This is a genomic window from Chitinophaga sp. W3I9, from assembly GCF_050434025.1.
Classification (GTDB): domain Bacteria; phylum Bacteroidota; class Bacteroidia; order Chitinophagales; family Chitinophagaceae; genus Chitinophaga.
In genome coordinates this window covers 2,299,183-2,316,298 of the sequence record NZ_JBNPWC010000001.1, presented here as the reverse complement: position 1 = coordinate 2,316,298, position 17,116 = coordinate 2,299,183, and the positions used below count along the sequence as shown (strand labels likewise).

14 protein-coding genes, 1 tRNA gene and 1 pseudogene are annotated in these 17,116 nt (G+C 46.2%); 3 read left to right on the top strand and 13 right to left on the bottom strand.

The features are described 5' to 3' along the window. Positions 1-34: 34 nt before the first annotated feature. From QFZ51_RS09820 to QFZ51_RS09805, 4 genes and pseudogenes are all read right to left on the bottom strand, one after another. A complete protein-coding gene (locus tag QFZ51_RS09820; RefSeq protein WP_370909733.1) occupies positions 35-604 on the bottom strand; it encodes a Maf family protein in 570 nt (189 codons plus the stop codon). A gap of 2 nt (positions 605-606) precedes the next feature. Beyond that, positions 607-1,551 (bottom strand): annotated as a pseudogene (locus QFZ51_RS09815) (geranylgeranylglycerol-phosphate geranylgeranyltransferase); the annotation flags it as partial. Positions 1,552-1,561: 10 nt separating this feature from the next. Then, positions 1,562-2,083, bottom strand: coding sequence for a KdsC family phosphatase (locus QFZ51_RS09810; protein ID WP_429045433.1), 522 nt, complete (start codon positions 2,081-2,083; stop codon positions 1,562-1,564). Between the two features lie 43 nt (positions 2,084-2,126). Further along, positions 2,127-2,891 (bottom strand): Rossmann-like and DUF2520 domain-containing protein, encoded by a 765-nt coding sequence (locus QFZ51_RS09805; protein ID WP_429045431.1) that lies wholly within the window; start codon positions 2,889-2,891, stop codon positions 2,127-2,129. Between the two features lie 224 nt (positions 2,892-3,115). Here QFZ51_RS09805 and topA point away from each other — a divergent pair, with 224 nt between their 5' ends. Both topA and QFZ51_RS09795 read left to right on the top strand, forming a co-directional pair. Continuing rightward, complete coding sequence (gene topA / locus QFZ51_RS09800; protein WP_370909730.1) at positions 3,116-5,464, top strand: type I DNA topoisomerase; 2,349 nt, start codon at positions 3,116-3,118, stop codon at positions 5,462-5,464. Positions 5,465-5,591: 127 nt separating this feature from the next. Continuing rightward, the gene (locus QFZ51_RS09795; protein WP_370909729.1) at positions 5,592-6,464 is read left to right on the top strand and encodes a transglutaminase-like domain-containing protein; all 873 of its coding nucleotides are present in this window, start codon (positions 5,592-5,594) and stop codon (positions 6,462-6,464) included. Between the two features lie 311 nt (positions 6,465-6,775). Here the strand turns inward: QFZ51_RS09795 and QFZ51_RS09790 are convergent, their stop codons facing one another. The 5 genes from QFZ51_RS09790 to QFZ51_RS09770 form a co-directional block, all read right to left on the bottom strand. Then, the gene (locus QFZ51_RS09790) at positions 6,776-6,991 is read right to left on the bottom strand and encodes a hypothetical protein (protein WP_429045429.1); all 216 of its coding nucleotides are present in this window, start codon (positions 6,989-6,991) and stop codon (positions 6,776-6,778) included. A gap of 89 nt (positions 6,992-7,080) precedes the next feature. Further along, entirely contained in the window at positions 7,081-8,394 is a 1,314-nt protein-coding gene (gene der, locus QFZ51_RS09785; protein WP_429045428.1) for a ribosome biogenesis GTPase Der, read from the bottom strand. Positions 8,395-8,452: 58 nt separating this feature from the next. Further along, positions 8,453-9,322 (bottom strand): GTPase Era, encoded by an 870-nt coding sequence (gene era / locus QFZ51_RS09780; RefSeq protein ID WP_079468984.1) that lies wholly within the window; start codon positions 9,320-9,322, stop codon positions 8,453-8,455. Positions 9,323-9,436: 114 nt separating this feature from the next. Next, a tRNA-Met gene (locus QFZ51_RS09775) sits at positions 9,437-9,508 on the bottom strand. Positions 9,509-9,619: 111 nt separating this feature from the next. Next, a complete protein-coding gene (locus QFZ51_RS09770; protein ID WP_370909726.1) occupies positions 9,620-10,027 on the bottom strand; it encodes a single-stranded DNA-binding protein in 408 nt (135 codons plus the stop codon). Between the two features lie 238 nt (positions 10,028-10,265). On the opposite strand from QFZ51_RS09770, the gene QFZ51_RS09765 reads away from it, so the two are divergent. Next, positions 10,266-12,641, top strand: a complete 2,376-nt coding sequence (locus QFZ51_RS09765; protein WP_429045425.1) for a TonB-dependent receptor — start codon at positions 10,266-10,268, stop codon at positions 12,639-12,641. 232 nt (positions 12,642-12,873) lie between these two features. Here the strand turns inward: QFZ51_RS09765 and argH are convergent, their stop codons facing one another. From argH to QFZ51_RS09745, 4 genes are all read right to left on the bottom strand, one after another. Next, entirely contained in the window at positions 12,874-14,208 is a 1,335-nt protein-coding gene (argH, locus tag QFZ51_RS09760; RefSeq protein ID WP_429045423.1) for an argininosuccinate lyase, read from the bottom strand. Positions 14,209-14,286: 78 nt separating this feature from the next. After that, positions 14,287-15,351 carry a M20 family metallo-hydrolase gene (locus QFZ51_RS09755; RefSeq protein ID WP_429045421.1) on the bottom strand — a complete coding sequence of 355 codons (1,065 nt, stop codon included), beginning with the start codon at positions 15,349-15,351 and terminating at the stop codon, positions 14,287-14,289. A 3-nt stretch (positions 15,352-15,354) separates the two neighbouring features. Further along, a complete protein-coding gene (gene argB / locus QFZ51_RS09750; protein ID WP_370909722.1) occupies positions 15,355-16,143 on the bottom strand; it encodes an acetylglutamate kinase in 789 nt (262 codons plus the stop codon). A gap of 2 nt (positions 16,144-16,145) precedes the next feature. Next, a complete protein-coding gene (locus QFZ51_RS09745) occupies positions 16,146-17,096 on the bottom strand; it encodes an N-acetylornithine carbamoyltransferase (protein WP_429045420.1) in 951 nt (316 codons plus the stop codon). Between the last annotated feature and the right edge of the window lie 20 nt (positions 17,097-17,116).

The following is a 17,116-nucleotide window of genomic DNA, read 5'->3' as shown; positions in this document are numbered from 1 at the left end:
AAAACGGCGCAGTTCCCTGCGCCGTTCCTCTTGTTTAAAAATTTTCCAGTTCTTCCACTACCCTGCTCACCGGTAGCCCCATTACATTATAGAAGCAACCGTTTATACTGTCTATGCCCACAGCGCCGATCCATTCCTGGATCGCATAAGCCCCGGCTTTATCAAAAGGTTTATACTTATCCACATAATAAGTGATCTGCCCGGTGGTTAACGGCTTGAAATGCACGGCCGTTGTTTTGGAAAAAGCGACTTCTTTTTCTCCCTGTTGAATAATAACGCCGGTGACTACACGATGTTCACGCCCGCTGAGGCGCGACAAAATATCAATGGCATCTTCACGGTCCTTTGGCTTGCCGATAATGTTGTTATCCAGCACCACCACTGTATCTGCAGCGATAATGATATCGCTGGCCTCACACAGGTGCTGCACAGCGGCCGCTTTCTGCCGGGCAATATGAACCGGGATGTCGGGTATGGCCAGCCCGGGAGGAAAAGTTTCTGCGGTTTCTACCACCTTCACCTGGAAAGGGATTCCGGCCTGCTCCAGCAGCTGCTTTCTGCGTGGCGACTGGGAAGCCAGGATAACGGGCGCGCGGTTATACATCTCTATAAATAAAGTTTAAAAAATATCATTGATAAAATACCGGTGAGCATAATTACTTTCACCAGGGAACTCACCTTGTGATAATGTTCCGGCAGGCTTGCCTTTTTTAACCTCAGGTAGATATAAGCACAGGGCACCTGTACAAACAGGAACAGATAGCCGATGGCAATATACCAGCCAAGTATCCACACCCGGATTTCCACCAGGAGAATAATGATGATCAGTGCCAGCAACAGCGCATTGCAAAAGCGTTTGGCAGCCAGCACTCCCCAGGCAATGGGCAGGGTGCGGCACCCGTCTTTGCTGTCGCCCATCATATCTTCCAGGTCCTTCACAATTTCCCTGACCATAGAAATGAGGAATGCAAATAACGCATACACCCCGATGATCTGGATCAGCTTCCGGCCGGTGGGCGACAAGATGGCTTCAAAGCTATGATAGATCTGTTTTTCGTAAAATCCTACCACCACTACTGCCAGGGCAGTTAGTAATGAAATGACCACATTCCCGATGAGTACCTGTCTTTTAAAAGAAGTGGAGTAAAACCAGAGCAGCAGGGAACAGATTACCTGGGTGAAGCCGAGGTAAAACTGCTCTGTTTTCCAAGCTACCAGGAAACCCAGCGACACGCCGGCCAGGTTAAGCATGGTGTGCCAGGCCATGGCCCAGCGGCGGCTGATAATTTTGTCCAGCACCATTTTATCGGGCTTGTTGACAATGTCTATGTTAATATCAAAATAGTCGTTGATAATATAACCCGCAGCTGCTACCAATATAGTAGACAGGCTTAATAAAATAAATTGGGGAACCGGCAGTGACGGCTCTTCGCCGGAGCTGCGTAAAACCGGCTCTACTACGCAATATTGCAGTAAAAACTGGGTTAGGCCAATATATATCAGGTTTGGGTACCTGATCAGTTTAAAAAATGCAGCCCAGAGCTTCATAGTTTTTCTTTTATTATTTCGATGCTATTCCTTCATCCATTAACCAATGTCCATTCAGTTTCAATACTTTTTCCATGACTTCCCTCACGCAACCGTGGCCTCCGGGCAATGGGGACACATACCTGGAAATACTTTTTATTTCGGATGCCGCATCTGCGGGGCAGGTGGGCAAAGCCACCAGTTGCATAGGCAGATAATCCGGGATATCATCTCCCATATATAATATCTCTTCCCAGCGAAGATCATTTTCAAAAACATAATCCTGCAGCTTCTCCTGCTTATCGTGTATGCCGGTGAAGATATCTTTTATACCCAGTCCCTGTAACCTGCTCACCACACTTTCTGATTTTCCCCCGGAGATAATCACCACACGATAACCTTTTTTTACCGCCAGCTGTAAAGCATAACCATCCTTGATGTTCATCCTGCGGGACATTTCACCTCCCGGCAGCAATTGCAGGGTGCCATCGGTGAGTACACCATCCACGTCCAGCACAAAGGTGGTGATAGATTTAAATAAAGCCAATACGTTCATGGGGCCAAAAATAGCCAATTACGCATTAAGAATCGCTTATTCTCTATTTATTATGGAACTGGTAAATGGCGTCAGACATCACCTGGTAAACCAATTGCAGATAGGGGTCACCGGCCAGCAATTCGCGGTGGAGGCTCATGGTGGTTTCGTCCTGGCGCAGCGCCGGACCGGTTTGTACCGACTCTGGTGCAAACTTCTCCAGCCGGTCGAAAGTCTCCTTTATAATAGGTTGTAACAGGTTAAAGTCCAGCTGTTCTTTTTCACAATAGGCTTTTGCCTGTGCGATCAGGTGATTGGTAAAATTATTACATAATACCGCCGTGAGGTGATATTTCAGCCGTTGTTCCGAGGAAGTAACGGTAACGCTGCCGGAAATACTCTGGGCGAGCGATTGCAGTCGCCGGAGCACCTCGTCGTTGCTGGCTTCCAGCATCACCGGGATGGGCGGATAGCTCTTCACTTCCTTGCGGATCGATTGTAACGGGTATACAACCCCCGTATTAGATGATATCCGGGAGATCGCCGCCAGGGGTACAGCCCCTGCGGTATGCGCCACCATACGCTTCCCTAAGCGGAGCTGGTCGTTCAGTTCGGGGATGGCTGCATCACTTACCGCGAGCAGGTATACGTCTGCGTCCATATTTATATCCTGCAGATCGTCTGTATAATCTGCGTGGAGCATCTCTCCCAGTTCCCTGGCGTGTTCCTTGTTCCGGCTCACCACCTGTTTTACCTGGTGCCCATGAATTTTTAAGAGGTGTCCGAAACAATGCGCAACATTGCCAGTGCCAACGATAACTACATCCATTATAATTAATTTTAAAATAACAAACCGCCGGTATCCGTCTGATTCGTGCTTTCTAATATACGGGTTTTAGCGGGTCCCCGTTTTTTTCATTACATTACAACGTATTTTAACGTTTAAGAGTGCCTTATTTTTTAATTTGATGGTACTTTTATATTATTGCGGAATTCATTGCAGTAATTATTTTATAGAATTTGCGTATTTAGCAGCACAATAAAGAAGCATACATGGCAAAAAATTTAGTTATAGTTGAGTCCCCGGCGAAAGCCAAGACCATAGAAAAAATATTGGGCAAAGACTTCGAAGTCAGATCCTGCTTCGGTCACATACGTGACCTGGAGAAGGATGACATGGGGATAGACATTGAAAATAACTTCAAGCCTAAGTATGTGATCCCGGAAGATAAGGAAAAGGTGGTGAAAGAGCTGAAGAAGATGGCGAAGGATACCGATGAGGTATGGCTGGCAACGGATGAGGACCGTGAGGGGGAGGCCATTTCCTGGCATCTGTGTGAGGTGTTGAACCTGGACCCAAAGACGACCAAACGTATCGTTTTCCATGAAATCACCAAGCCTGCTATTGAGGCTGCGGTACAACATCCGCGTCACCTGGATATGGACCGTGTAAATGCACAGCAGGCCCGCCGTATCCTGGATCGCATCGTAGGTTTTGAAATTTCCCCGGTACTGTGGCGCAAAATGAGCATGCGCAACTCCCTGTCGGCCGGACGCGTACAATCCGTAGCGGTACGGCTGATTGTAGAAAGGGAAAGAGAGATCAATACCTTTAATTCGGTGAGCACCTTTAAAGTGGAAGCTTATTTCACCGGCAAGGATATTAATGGTAAGAACATTTCCTTCAAGGCAGATGGTCCCGGTAAGTTCAAAACCGCGGAAGATGCGGAGAAATTCCTGGAACAATGTGTTGGAGCGGCTTATACCGTAAAAGACATACAGGTTAAACCAGGTAAGAAATCACCCGCAGCGCCTTTTACCACTTCTACCCTGCAACAGGAAGCCAGCCGCAAATTAGGCTACAGCGTTTCCAAAACCATGTTGCTGGCCCAGAAGCTGTATGAAAGCGGTAATATCACCTATATGCGTACCGACTCCGTAAACCTGTCGGATACCGCTATCGGTGAAATTGAAAAAGCGATCAAAACCAGTTTCGGTGATAAATACCATCAGCACCGGAAATTTAAAAATAAGAATGAGTCCGCACAGGAAGCGCATGAGGCCATCCGTCCTACCTACATGGAAAACACCACGGTAGATGACAGCGATACCCGCAAACTGTACGAACTGATCTGGAAACGTACTATCGCCAGCCAGATGGCAGATGCGGAACTGGAAAAAACCACCGCCAAGATCGATATCTCTACCAACCACGAAGAGCTGAGTGCCAGCGGGGAAGTATTGAAATTCGACGGCTTCCTGAAAGTATATATGGAGAGCCATGACGATGAGGATGAAACAGAAGAAGAACAGGAAGGCTCTTTACCGCCACTGGCAGTAAAACAGTCGCTGGATCTGAAAGAGATGAAAGCCACTGAAAGATTCTCCCGCCCGGCTCCCCGTTATACGGAAGCCAGCCTGGTAAAGAAACTGGAAGAACTGGGCATTGGCCGTCCGTCTACCTATGCACCTACCATTACCACTATCCAGAAGCGTAACTATGTAGAAAAAAGGGATAAAGAAGGAATAAAAAGAGATTTCCGTATCCTGAGCCTCAAGGACGATAAGATTACAAAACAAACCGATGCGGAAAATACCGGTGCAGAAAAATCAAAATTATTCCCGACCGATCTGGGAATGATTGTGACCGACTTCCTGAACCAGTATTTTAATAATGTAATGGACTACGGTTTTACCGCCAAGATTGAAGGGGAGTTTGATGAAATTGCCAGCGGTAAGAAGGTATGGAACACGATGATCAGCGAATTTTATTCTCCTTTCCACAAAGATGTGGAAAACACCCTGGAAAATGCAGAGCGTGTAAAAGGAGAACGTCCGCTGGGCACCGATGCCGCTACCGGTAAACCCATTGTAGCCCGCATGGGCCGTTATGGCCCGATGATCCAGATAGGCAGTGTGGAAGATGAGGAAAAGCCGCGCTTTGCCAAATTGAAATCTACCCAGAGCATTGAAACCATCACCATGGATGAAGCCATGGAATTGTTTAAATTGCCGCGTAACCTGGGTCAGTTCGAGGACTCCGAGGTTATTGTAAATATTGGCCGTTTTGGTCCTTATGCACAGCACGATAAGAAGTTTTATTCCCTGAAAAAGGAAATGGACCCTTATACGGTGGAACTGGATGAAGTAGCGCCGCTGATTGCGGAGAAACGCACCGCCAAAGACGAACGGACTATCAAGATATTTGAAAAGGAGAAAATTCAGATCCTGAAGGGCCCATATGGTCCTTATATTAAGCAAGGCCTGAAGAACTATAAGATACCGAAGGAGAAAATAGATAACGCAGCTGATCTGACAGTGGAAGATGCCAAAGCGATCATTGAAGACGTTAAAGCAAATCCACCTAAGAAAAAGGCGCCTCCCAGAAAGAAAAAAGCTTAACGCTGTGGTAAGAATATGCTGAAAAATGGGGCAATGATAATAACTGCAGTGTGAATGGTATGCTTATTATTTAATTTGCCGACAGGATCACATTATTTAATGATTACCACATGATCATAATAATGGTATGAACGAAAACAGAGAAATAAACGCTTTGTTCCACCTGTTGGATGATCCGGATCTGGAGGTATTTGATACGGTTGCCAGTAAAATATTACTGTACGGTAAAGATATCATTCCGAACCTGGAGAATTTGTGGGAGAATACAATTGACGAGGCTATTCAGGAAAGGATAGAACTGCTCATTCACCGGGTACATTACCAGGATTTGCAGGCGGCGCTGCGTGTATGGGGGCTTTCAGAAAGACAGGACCTGATGCAGGGCGCCATACTGGCGGCCCGGTACCAGTTTCCCGATCTCATGGATGCGCAGATCATTGCGGAAATAGACCGGATCAAACGTAATATATGGCTGGAACTCAATAATTATCTTACACCGCTGGAACAGATCAATGTACTGAACAGCATGATCTATAACTACTTTGGCCTTAAAGGAGAAGAAGTTTCTTACCAGCGTAAAAATCAGTTTTTTATTAACCAGGTAGTAGAATCCAAAAAAGGTAATCCTGTTACCAATGGAATCATTTACCAGAGCCTGTGCACAATGCTGGATTTACCGGTGTATGCAGTGAATATTCCCCGGCAGTTTATCCTGGCGTATTTCGACAGCTACATCGATTTTTCCACCCCGATAGAACCTGATGACCACCGGATCCTGTTCTTTATAGATCCCATACAGGGCCAGATATATACCCAGCAGGATGTAGACACTTATCTGAAAAGGGTTTCTGTGCCACCGGTGCCTTCTTACTTCAAACCACAATCCAACAAACGCATTATACAATTCTTACTGGAAGAATTATCCAAATGCTTCCGCGACGACAAAGACGCCTACAAACAAGATGAACTGATCAACCTGGCGAGTATACTCGAGGATTAGCGCGCGCCTTCGGCGCTGCGGAAATTGTCTTGGCTCAGGATTACGCTGATTATACTGATTTGTTTGATTTTTGCTTTTAGATTTTATAAAGGATTAAGGGAGATAGAAGCGAATATTCGCTCTTATCTCCCTTAGTTATTATTAATCAAAAAAGTAAAAATCAAACAAATCAGTATAATCAGCGTAATCCTGAGCCAAGACAATTTCCGCAGCGCCGAAGGCGCGAAGGCGCACACACGAAAAAGCCCACCGCACAAGCGATGGGCTTCTTAATTTCTTGCAAGAAAAGATATTATTGTTATAATAATCTCTTACTTAGCTGGAGTTGCAGCAGCAGAATCAACTGGAGCAGTTACAGCAGCAGAATCAACGTGAGCAGCAGAATCAACTGGAGCAGTTGCTACTGGAGCAGCGTTCATAGTGTCTACTGGTGCAGTTGCAGCAGAATCAGCAGCAGGAGTGCTACCACCGTTACAAGCAACGAAGAACATGCCAGCGGCAACAGCGAATACGAATAATTTTTTCATTTTTTAGGTTGTTTTATTTTTAAAACCGCCGCAAAGGTATGCAAAATTTATAAAATACAAAATCTGCTGCCTGCTTTTTCGGTAAGTATTTATTTTTTTCTGAAGAAGATCTTCAATGGAACGCCTGTAAAGTTGAATTTCGTGCGGATCTGGTTCTCCAGGTAGTTACGATATGGTGTTTTCACATCATCCGGGAGATTACAGAAAAACGCAAATGCAGGTGTATGCGTAGGGATCTGCGTTACGTACTTGATACGGATAGGAATACCTCTTACCACCGGTGGATGATACGCTTCAATAGCTTTCAGCAGTACATCGTTTAACACGGAAGTCTGGATCCGGCGTTTACGGTTTTCGTATACGTCCAGGGCTGTTTCAATCGCCTTGAAAATACGTTGCTTTTCAGTTACAGAAGTGAAGATGATGGGCACATCGGAGAATGGCGCCAGTCGCTCTTTCAGTGTTTTTTCATAATCCCTGGCGGTGTTGGTACCTTTTTCCACGAGGTCCCATTTGTTCACCAGCACCACTACGCCTTTACCTTTACGGGCAGCGAGACTAAAAATGCTGAGATCCTGTGCAGTGATTCCTTTTTCGGCATCCAGCAGCAGCATCACTACATCAGATTCATCTACCGCCTTGATGGCGCGGATCACGGAATAAAATTCCAGGTCTTCATGCACTTTTGTTTTACGACGGATACCAGCGGTATCTATCAGCATGAAATCTTTCTGGAACATATTATAGCGGGTGTGAATGGTATCGCGGGTAGTACCGGCAATTTCGGAAACGATATTACGCTCTACGCCTACCAATGCATTCAGCAGGGATGATTTCCCTACGTTAGGCTGACCAATGATCGCTATTTTAGGAATATCTGTGTCCAGTCTGGCGTCTTCCATTTCCGGGGTAATAAAGCTTACCACATCATCCAGCAATTCGCCGGTACCGCTACCGGTCATGGACGAAAGGAAGTGGATATGTTCGAAGCCCATACTGTAGAATTCAGTGGCTTCCAGCTGACGCTGACTGTTATCTACTTTATTTACTACGAGGAAAACCGGTTTGGAGGTGCGACGCAGAATGTTTGCCACGTCTGCATCCAGGTCGGTAATACCGGTGGTTACATCACACATGAAGATGATTACATTGGCCTCTTCCATAGCCACTTTTGCCTGCTTGCGAATCTCCCGCTCAAATACATCATCACTGTTGGTTACAAATCCGCCAGTATCGATTACGTTGAAGGTTTTGCCGTTCCAGTCGGCAATACCGTATTGTCGATCGCGGGTTACACCGCTTTGGTCATCCACGATGGCCTTCCGTTGTTCCAGTAAACGATTGAACAACGTTGACTTGCCTACGTTGGGGCGACCCACTATAGCTGCTGTAAATCCTGCCATTTTTTTATTATATTTTGTCGTACTAACCTGGATAATACATCCAGGAATTTTGCAATGATTAATATCCGTATTCCTTCAGGAAAGTGTCGTTGTCGCGCCATTTGCCGCGTACTTTCACAAACAGTTCCAGGAATACTTTCCGCTCAATAAATTTCTCTATCTCCTGCCGGGCTAATGTTCCCAGCTCGCGGATGGATTTACCCTTTTCACCGAGGATAATTCCTTTCTGGGTGTCGCGGGTGACGATGATTTCAGCGGTGATCTTTGTCAGTGTTTCCTTTTCCTGGAATTGTGTAACAATTACCGTGGTGTGATAAGGAATCTCTTCTTCAAACAACTGAAATACTTTTTCACGGATCATTTCTGCCACTAAAAAACGTGTAGACTTGTCCGTTAGTGTATCATCCGGATAGAACGGATTGCCGTCAGGTAACAGCTTTATAATTTCAGCCAGCAACTCTTTAATACCTTTCTTCTGCATTGCAGACACCGGTACTACCGCTGCTGCTTTGCCCCAGGCTTTGGCGCGTTCTACCAGAACTTCCATATCCTCTTTGAGGATATTATCCATTTTATTAAGGATGAGAACGATCGGCACTTTCAATTTCAGTGAATCAAACAATTCCAGGTTTTCTTCCATAGAATCTTTCGAATCCATGATCAGCAAAGCCACATCAGCATCCTCGAGGGCGGATTTAACCGCACCCATCATTTTCTCATGCAGCTTGTATTTGGGATCAATGATGCCCGGCGTGTCAGAAAAAACGATCTGATACGCAGGGTCCGTTAATACGCCTGTAATACGGTGCCGCGTGGTTTGCACTTTGGGGGAAATAATAGCCAGCTTCTCGCCGATGATGGCGTTCAGCAAGGTGCTTTTTCCCGCATTGGGCTTACCAAAAATATTTACAAAACCTGCCTTATGCATGATGACATTTAAAACCTGGTGATGTTGCTTTCACAACTCAAACTTACCGAAATAAAAAAAGCCGAATTTCTTCGGCTCTTAATCTTTTTTATGGACGCTGACGTACCTATTTTGTAGCGAGGAGCGGATTCGAACCACTGACCTTCGGGTTATGAGCCCGACGAGCTACCTCTGCTCTACCTCGCAATGAGGGTGCAAAGATACAAATATTTCAATCCGCTCCAAATCTTTTTTAAAAGAAAAACAAAAAGCCAACCGTAACTGGTTGGCTTTCATATTGGAATGCTTCATACATTGTTAAAATGGAAGATCGTCAGCCGGCTGCTCCTGAACGGGCTCTGCCTCGGGTACGGTCATTTCAGCGACCGGCATTTTCCGCTTTTCCTCGTCCTTACGGCTGAGTAACTGCAGTGAAAACACCCGGAGCCGGATAGCCCCGCATAACGCACCGGTAGCTGTACTTACATAAGCCTCCAGTTTTGGAGCGCCTTCTACATACACCATTACACCCTGCGTTAAATAAGGAGCTACATTGGCCTTGTCCCAGAGCGAGCAATCCACCCAGGTGGTTCTTTCTTCCAGTATGCCCTGCGCGTTTTTAAAACGCTCATTTACCGCTACCGGAAAATTGAAAACAGTGGCGCCGTTGACTTCTTTTTTCACTACATCGCGGCCAAGATGCCCGATAAACTGAAGTTTGATCATCAGAAATAAAGATTTAAATGATTAAAAATTTATAAAAGATGACTGAGAGAAGTATCTCCGAAAATTACGCATTTTTCCTTCTCCCAAAAAATAATTTCTGATTTATTATAGATACAAGTATACCTTTGCATTAACACAATACATGGGGTGCCTTACTTTCAGGCTGAGATCACACCCAATGAACCTGGACCAGGTAATGCTGGTTAGGAATGAACTAACAGAAAACAGGATATTTAAAATGAAACAGCTAATGTTATTAGTGCTGCTATCTGTAGCAGGCACTTTACATGCACAATCCCTGGTTACCGGTACCGTTACCAGTAAAGCCAGCGGCCAGCCACTGGAGGGTGTTACCATCTCCATCAACCAAACCGGCGCTGTTACCGACAGCAGAGGCCACTACAGTATTCATCTTCCTAAAAAAGGAAGTTATCCCTTAACTGCCAGCTACATTGGCTTCAAAACATTTACCACTACCATTACCGCGAATAACACCACGCAGCTGGCAGACATTTCGCTGGAAACAACAGCACTGTTTGTAAAACCTGTAGAGATCAGCAGTTTACGCGCCGGTAAAAATTCGCCTTTCGTAAACACCACTTTAACGGCGGCAGACCTTAAGAAAGAAAACCTTGGCCAGGACCTGCCCATACTGCTGGATCAGCAACCAGGCGTAGTTACTAACTCAGACGCAGGTACCGGTATCGGCTATACGGGCATGCGCGTGCGTGGTTCCGATATCACCCGCATCAACGTTACGGTAAATGGTATCCCGGTAAACGATGCGGAATCGCAGGGAACATTTTTTGTGAATATGCCCGACTTTGCGTCCTCTGTGAGCAGCATTCAGCTGCAACGCGGCGTAGGTACCTCTACCAACGGCGCTGCTGCTTTTGGCGCCACGCTGAACCTCAGCACCAACGAATTCAATGAAAAAGCATACGGCGAAATCAGCAACAGCTACGGTTCTTTCAATAGCTGGAAACATACGGTGAAAGCAGGTTCCGGCCTCATCAACGATCACTTCACCATCGACGCACGCCTTTCCAAAATTTCATCAGATGGATATATCGATCGCGCTACTTCCGACCTGCGCTCTTTCTATACTTCCGCCGCCTACGTTTCTGCCAAAACAGCCATCCGACTGAACGTCTTCTCCGGAAAAGAAAAAACATACCAGGCATGGAACGGCGTACCACAGGCACTCCTGGAAACAGACCGCACCTACAATTCTGCAGGCACCGATAAACCAGGCACCCCGTACGATAATGAAACAGATAACTACCAACAGGATCATTACCAGCTATTCCTGAACCAGGAAGTAAATTCACATCTCAACTTCAACGTGGCCTTCCACCTCACCCGCGGACGCGGCTACTACGAACAGTACAAAGCTCAACAACCTTTCTCTGAATACGGCCTGCAAGGACCAGTGATCAACGGCAAACAGGTTGATACCACTGATCTCGTCCGTCAGCTGTGGCTGGACAACTACTTCTATGGCTCGGTATTTTCGGTAAACCGCACCGGTGACAAGTTCAACTGGAGCCTTGGCGGCGGCTGGAACCGCTATACCGGCGACCACTACGGCAAAATCATCTGGGCACAAACAGGCATCGATAAAGACCATGAATATTATAATTATCCTGCTGCTAAAAACGACTTCAATATCTACTGGAAAGGAGAATATAAACTCACTTCTGCCCTCAGCATTTTCGCAGATATGCAATACCGCAACATCATGTACAACATGGATGGCTTTGAAGCCGCTCCCGCATACATTGCACATGTGAACTATAATTTCTTTAATCCGAAAGCAGGTATCTCCTATAACATCAACCCTACCAACCGTATATTCGCTTCTGTGGCTATTGCACACAAAGAGCCCAACCGCGTAGACTTTGAAAATAACTTTGGTACAGCAACACCCAAACCGGAAGTGCTCCGTGACGTGGAAGCCGGCTATTCATGGAACAACAACATCGCTGCCATCCAGGCCAACGTGTATTACATGAACTACAAAAACCAGCTGGTGCAAACCGGTATGCTCAATGATGTGGGTGCATACATCCGTACCAACATTCCTAAAAGCTACCGCATGGGTATTGAAGTAAATGGAAATGTAAAACTGGGAAGTATCGTGAGTGTGGCCGCCAATGCAGCTTTGAGCCAAAACAAAGTACTGGACTATCATGCCGTTACTTACGACGCCGACTATGCATCACATACCCAGGTGTTCAACAAAACAGATATTTCTTTCTCCCCTTCTTTCGTAGGTGGGTTAACGTTAACCGTGAAACCGGTTAAAAACCTGAACATCGATGTGCTGGGTAAATATGTAAGCCGTCAGTATATGGATAACACCTCCAATGTAGCCGGCAGCCTGGATGCTTACTTTGTAAACAACCTGCGTATCAACTACGTAGTGCCGCAACCGTTATTCCGTGAACTTGGGCTGCAATTCATGCTGAACAATATCTTCAACGTGAAGTATGAGCCCAACGGAAGTACCTACAGCAGCTATGATCAGGCTAGTAACCGTGTGGTGTACGACAATTATTATTACCCGATGGCGGGGATTAATTTCTTTGCCGGGGTGACGATAGGATTCTAAAGCATAAGCGGTTGATCAAAGCGGATTTTGTCTTTCTCGCTGATTACGCTGATTTTACTGATTACCTTGATTTTACTTTTTGGATTTTTAAAGGATTTAAAATGATTGGGGAGATATAAGCGGATATTTTCGCTTATATCTCCCCAATCATTTTAAATCCTTTAAAAATCCAAAAAGTAAAATCAAGGTAATCAGTAAAATCAGCGTAATCAGCGAGAAAGACAAAATCCGCTCAGCTATTCAGTAATTTCTCTAACGCTTTATCTACCGATTCAAAAGGAAAACTTTTTATCACCGCATCCATTTGTGCGGCAATTTGCTGTGTACCTAAATTACCGATGCTGCCTGCGTGGGTATGTTTTACTTCTTTATCAGGGGAGAAGGTGCCGTTTTCAATGTCCATGCCTACTTTTTTATAAGCTTCGCGGAACGGAGTACCTTGCAGCACCAGGTTGTTTACCACTTCCACGCTGAAGAGATACTGGTACTTATCATCGTCCAGTATGTTTTCCTTTATGCGCACATTTTCCAGCATCAGGCGGCTCATGCGGATACAGTCTTTTAACGTTTGGAAGGCGGGGAATAAATTCTCTTTCAGCAGCTGCAGATCGCGGTGATAGCCGGAAGGCAGGTTGGTGATCATCATAGCAATTTCGTTTGGTAATGCCTGGAGCTTATTGCCATGAGAGCGGATCAGTTCCCATACATCCGGGTTCTTTTTATGCGGCATGATGCTGGAGCCGGTGGTGAGTTCGTCCGGGAAGCTGATGAAGCCGAAGTTCTGGTTCATGAACAAACAGGCATCCATGGCCATTTTAGCAATGGTGGCGGCAATGCCGGCCAGTGCAAAAGCCACTATTTTTTCCGTTTTACCGCGTCCCATCTGTGCGTATACTACGTTGTAGTTGAGCGAATCAAAACCCAGCAAGGCAGTGGTAAGCTCACGGTCGAGGGGGAAGGAAGATCCGTAACCCGCGGCGGAGCCAAGCGGGTTTTTATTCACTACTTTATAAGCGCCCTGCAACATGGTGAGGTCGTCTACCAGGCTTTCCGCATAAGCGCCAAACCATAATCCGAAAGAAGAGGGCATGGCAATTTGCAGATGGGTGTAACCTGGTATCAGGTGTGCTTTGTATTCTTCACTTTTTTGCTGTAATAGGTGGAACAACGCAAGTACTTCTTCTGTCATGGTTTGCAGCTCATGACGCAGGAACAGCTTCAGATCCACCAAAACCTGGTCGTTGCGGGAACGGCCGCTGTGGATCTTTTTGCCTACTTCCCCCAACCGGCGGGTCAGCAACAGTTCTACCTGTGAGTGGATATCTTCCACTCCTTCTTCCAGTTTAAAATCACCGGACTGAATTTCCTGGTAGATGTTTTTGAGTTCTTGTTTTAATATAGTGAGTTCTTCTGCTTCCAGCAATCCTATACTTTGCAGCATGGTGATATGCGCCATAGAACCCAGCACATCAAACGGCGCCAGGAAGGCGTCCATCTCACGGTCTTTTCCTACGGTGAATGTTTCCACTGCCGCTAAGGAGGCTTTATCTTTTTGCCACAATTTCATAATACTATAGTTTTTCCACGCTGTGTTGGAGCATGAAATTAAAAATCATATTTACCAAAGATACGCTGCCCTTCCATACTACTGGATCATTTCAAGTAACTGGATATAACTCTGTATACCCTCTTTGATTTCATGCAGGTGAATATATTCATCTGCGGTGTGTGAACGGGCGGAATCGCCGGGACCCATTTTCACAGAGGTAGCCGGGATCAGCGCCTGGTCAGAGGTAGTAGGCGATCCATAGCAGGTTTTGCCCACGCTTATGCCTGCCTGTACAAACGGATGATCCATTGGAATAAAGGAAGGCCGCATTCTCATGGACCGTGGCTTTACTTCGCAGGATACATTGGCCCGGATGATTTCCAGCAGCTCCTCGAGTGTATATTGATCGTTAGCCCGTACATCCACTACAAAGGAGCAGTCGGCCGGTACTACGTTATGTGCTTTATTGGAAGTGTTGATCACTGTAGCGCTCATCTTCACCGGGCCCAGTGTTTCCGATACTTTCGGGAACCGGAAATCTTTGAACCAGTTAAGATCAGGCAATGCTTTATACAGCGCATTCTCACCTTCCTCCCTTGCAGCGTGTCCTGCTTTGCCATAGCTGGTACAATCCAGTACCATCAGGCCTTTTTCCGCGATGGCCAGTTGTGTTAAAGTAGGTTCTCCCACAATAGCAAACTCGATAGCGGGCAGTTTTGGCAAGATACTTTCTATCCCGTTGGGGCCGCTGATTTCTTCTTCTGCGGTAGCCGTGAGGATGATGTTATAGCCCAGGTCACTACGATGATAAAAATGTAGGAACGTTGCGATCAGGCTCACCAGGCAACCGCCGGCATCATTACTACCGAGTCCGTAGAGCTTTCCGTCTTCCACATCCGGACTAAAAGGATCGCGGGTATATTGCGGATTAGGTTTTACGGTATCATGATGGGAGTTCAGGAGTATATTACGTTTGGAGGGATCGTAGTGTTTATTGAGGGCCCAGATATTATTGAGATGCCGCTCATGCGGAATATCCATTGCCGTCAGGAATTCACTGATCAGTTGCGCGGTGCCGTCTTCTTCGCGGCTTAATGAAGGGGTGGCGATCATCTGTTTGAGCAGGGCCACCGCCACATCATATAGTTTTTCGTTCCACATAGGTTAGCATATTAGAGTGCCTGCCACTTTCGGGGTTGTATTGCTCAGAACATCGTCTGCATGCCCTATCAGCACTTCTTTTACACCATTGTCAATTGCCCCGAAAGCGTTTTGCAGTTTAGGCAATATCCCTTCTGTCAGTATTTTTTCTTCCAGCAGTTGCTGGTAAATTTCTTTGTTGATAAGATTTATAACGGATTCATCATCTGCAGGATCACGCAATACGCCTTTCTTTTCAAAGCAGTAGATCAGCCGCACGCTGTAGTGCTGTGATAAAGCAATGGCCAGGGAAGAAGCGATGGTATCTGCATTGGTATTCAGTATCTGGCCTTTACCATCGTGCGTAAGCGGGGCAAACACCGGTGTGATGCCTGTATCCAGTAATGCTTTCAGCGGCCCGGTGTGCAAGATATCCGTGCGTACATCTCCTACAAAGCCGTAGTCGATTTCCTTTACGGGTCTTTTTACAGCGGGGATGATGTTGGCGTCTGCACCGGTTAAACCGATGGCATTGCAGCCACTGGCCTGCAGTTTGGCTACCAGCTGTTTGTTTACCAAACCGCCGTATACCATTGTCACCACGTCGATGGTGTCTGCATCTGTGATCCGCCTGCCGTCTACATACTTCGATTCGATACCCAGCTTATCACCGATACGGGTAGCGATTTTGCCGCCGCCGTGTATCAGGATTTTCTTACCGGGAATTGCTGCAAACTTTTCCACGAAGGTTTGCAGCAATGCCGGGTTATCGATTACGTTTCCGCCTACTTTGATAATGAATAAGTCGATCATAATTATCCTTTGAGTATTTCACTCAAAACTGCCTGGGCAGCCCATACCCGGTTACCGGCTTCCCGGATAACGATGGATTGGGGACCGTCCAGTACTTCATCTGCAATCACTACATTCCTTCTTACCGGGAGACAGTGCATTACCTTGGCAGCATTGGTGAGCTTGAGTTTTTCGTTGGTAAACATCCAGGAAGGATCTGTGCAGGTGATCTTTCCATAGTCTTTGTAAGAAGACCAGTTTTTCACGTATACAAAATCCGCGTCCTGCAGGGCTCTATCCTGATCGTATTCAATTTGTGCGTTACCGGAAAATTTTTCGTCCAGTTCGTAGCCTTCCGGATGGGTGATTACAAAATCGGCTTCTCCCCATGCGTTCATCCATTGTGCAAAAGAGTTGGGAACAGCCTGTGGCAGCGCTTTTACGTGAGGCGCCCAGGTCATTACCACTTTAGGCTTACGGGTTTGCTGCCAGTTTTCCTTAATGGTAATTACGTCTGTTAAACTCTGCAAAGGGTGCAGCGTAGCGCTTTCGAGACTTACTACCGGCACGCCGGCATACTTAATGAACTGGTTAATATATTTCTCGGTATAATCTTCTTCTTTATTCTTCAACCCCGGAAAAGTACGGATGGCCAGTATGTCGAAGTACTGCCCCATTACTGCCGCCGCTTCCTTCACGTGTTCGGTGGTGTTGCCGTTCATCACCACACCGTCATTCATTTCCAGCGCCCATCCTTCCTTGTCGATATTAAACACGATTGCTTCCATACCCAGGTTCTTTGCAGCGATCTGTGTACTTAAACGTGTTCGCAAACTGGGATTCAGGAATATCATTCCCACTGTTTTGTTCTTACCTAATTCCTTATCCCTGAAAGGATCTTTCTTGTAGTTCAGCGCAATGTCCACTAACCGCGGGACACTGGGAACATCTGCTGTAGAAATAAATTGTTTCATTTCGCTTATAGGCTTTAAAC

Coding starts and splice junctions, on each gene's coding strand:
- QFZ51_RS09795 (WP_370909729.1), top strand. CDS start 5,592: ATGAACGAAAACAGAGAAATAAACGCTTTGTTCCACCTGTTGGATGAT.
- QFZ51_RS09745 (WP_429045420.1), bottom strand. CDS start 17,096: ATGAAACAATTTATTTCTACAGCAGATGTTCCCAGTGTCCCGCGGTTA.
- QFZ51_RS09770 (WP_370909726.1), bottom strand. CDS start 10,027: ATGATCAAACTTCAGTTTATCGGGCATCTTGGCCGCGATGTAGTGAAA.
- QFZ51_RS09755 (WP_429045421.1), bottom strand. CDS start 15,351: ATGTGGAACGAAAAACTATATGATGTGGCGGTGGCCCTGCTCAAACAG.
- QFZ51_RS09810 (WP_429045433.1), bottom strand. CDS start 2,083: ATGAACGTATTGGCTTTATTTAAATCTATCACCACCTTTGTGCTGGAC.
- argH (WP_429045423.1), bottom strand. CDS start 14,208: ATGAAATTGTGGCAAAAAGATAAAGCCTCCTTAGCGGCAGTGGAAACA.
- argB (WP_370909722.1), bottom strand. CDS start 16,143: ATGATCGACTTATTCATTATCAAAGTAGGCGGAAACGTAATCGATAAC.
- QFZ51_RS09790 (WP_429045429.1), bottom strand. CDS start 6,991: ATGAAAAAATTATTCGTATTCGCTGTTGCCGCTGGCATGTTCTTCGTT.
- topA (WP_370909730.1), top strand. CDS start 3,116: ATGGCAAAAAATTTAGTTATAGTTGAGTCCCCGGCGAAAGCCAAGACC.
- QFZ51_RS09765 (WP_429045425.1), top strand. CDS start 10,266: ATGAAACAGCTAATGTTATTAGTGCTGCTATCTGTAGCAGGCACTTTA.
- QFZ51_RS09805 (WP_429045431.1), bottom strand. CDS start 2,891: ATGGATGTAGTTATCGTTGGCACTGGCAATGTTGCGCATTGTTTCGGA.
- era (WP_079468984.1), bottom strand. CDS start 9,322: ATGCATAAGGCAGGTTTTGTAAATATTTTTGGTAAGCCCAATGCGGGA.
- der (WP_429045428.1), bottom strand. CDS start 8,394: ATGGCAGGATTTACAGCAGCTATAGTGGGTCGCCCCAACGTAGGCAAG.
- QFZ51_RS09820 (WP_370909733.1), bottom strand. CDS start 604: ATGTATAACCGCGCGCCCGTTATCCTGGCTTCCCAGTCGCCACGCAGA.